This is a genomic window from Streptomyces sp. NPDC007162, from assembly GCF_040634175.1.
Classification (GTDB): Bacteria; Actinomycetota; Actinomycetes; order Streptomycetales; family Streptomycetaceae; genus Streptomyces.
Genome location: NZ_JBEYFC010001060.1, coordinates 1 through 1,102, shown reverse-complemented (window position 1 = coordinate 1,102; position 1,102 = coordinate 1). Strand labels below are relative to the sequence as shown.

General features: G+C 69.2%; 1 protein-coding gene. It reads left to right on the top strand.

What is annotated here, in order from left to right; genetic code table 11:
• The first annotated feature begins 154 nt into the window (after nucleotides 1-154).
• Nucleotides 155-961: an alpha/beta hydrolase gene (locus ABZ646_RS47145; RefSeq protein WP_360534081.1), complete on the top strand. Its 807-nt coding sequence runs from the start codon at nucleotides 155-157 to the stop codon at nucleotides 959-961.
• Nucleotides 962-1,102: the final 141 nt, after the last annotated feature.

Sequence of the window (1,102 nt, the reverse complement as noted above, 5' to 3'; positions counted from 1 at the left end):
GCCGCAGCCTGACCAGGAGAACATCACCTCAGGAGACATCGAAACGATGTGTACATCGTTTCGATGTTACGGTGGAACGGAGATGCCCCCTCCGCACGCCTGCAAGGCGCTCCGGGGCCCCCGTCGGCTAGAGCGCGACACAAGGAAGAAGGCCATGACTGCCCATGCTCCCCGCCAGGCTCACGTCACCTCCACCGACGGCACAAAGATCGCCGTCACGATCACAGGCCAGGGCCGCCCCCTGGTCGTCTCCCCGGGCGCCCTCAACGCCGCCCAGGACTGGCAGGTCCTCGCCGACCTGCTGGCCCCGCACTTCGCCACCTACGCCATCGACCGCCGCGGCCGGGGCGCCAGTGGTGACAACGGCGAGCACAGCATCCAGCGGGAGGCCGACGACATCGCCGCCGTCCTCGGCCTCGCCGGACCCGACGCGATCCTGCTCGGCCACTCGTACGGCGGACTGGTCACCCTCGCCCACGCCCTGCACCAGCCTCCGGCGGCGTTCATCCTCTACGAGCCCCCGATACCGCTGGGCGGCCCCGTCGGCGGCGACGCCCTCGCTTCCTTTGAGGAGGCCGTCCAGGCCGGTGACCTCGACCAGGCCCTCACCCTCGGGCTGCGGAACTTCCTGAAGTTCCCCGAGGAAGCCATCCAGGAGTTCCGCCGGACCCCGTTCTGGGCCATCCGCGCGTCCATGACCCCGACATGGGCCCGCGAGATGCGCGCGATGGACAGCTTCGGCGACGACCTCACCCGCTTCGCCGCCCTCAACATCCCGACGCTTCTCGTGATCGGCGAACTCAGCCCCCGCTGGCTGACCGACGTCTCCCGCCGCCTGCACCAGGCCCTGCCCGACGCCCGCCTCGTCGAGATCCCCGGCGAAGCCCACGACGCCTTCCTCACCGGCCCCCACGCCCTCGCCGACGCCATCACGGCCTTCGCAGGTGCCCTGCCTGCCTGACTGAAGTCGACAGCCCCGCACATGGGCCGATGCCGGAGCCCGGCATCTACTGATCTTTTCGTAAGTTCGGTGGGTGTGGTGGGTGGATGGTCAGGCCGGTGTGGGCGAGGAATGACCAGGGCAGTTGTGGGTTGGTGTTGA

Bases quoted from the DNA above. Each gene is read 5' to 3' on its own strand.
- ABZ646_RS47145 (WP_360534081.1), top strand. From the start codon at position 155: ATGACTGCCCATGCTCCCCGCCAGGCTCACGTCACCTCCACCGACGGC.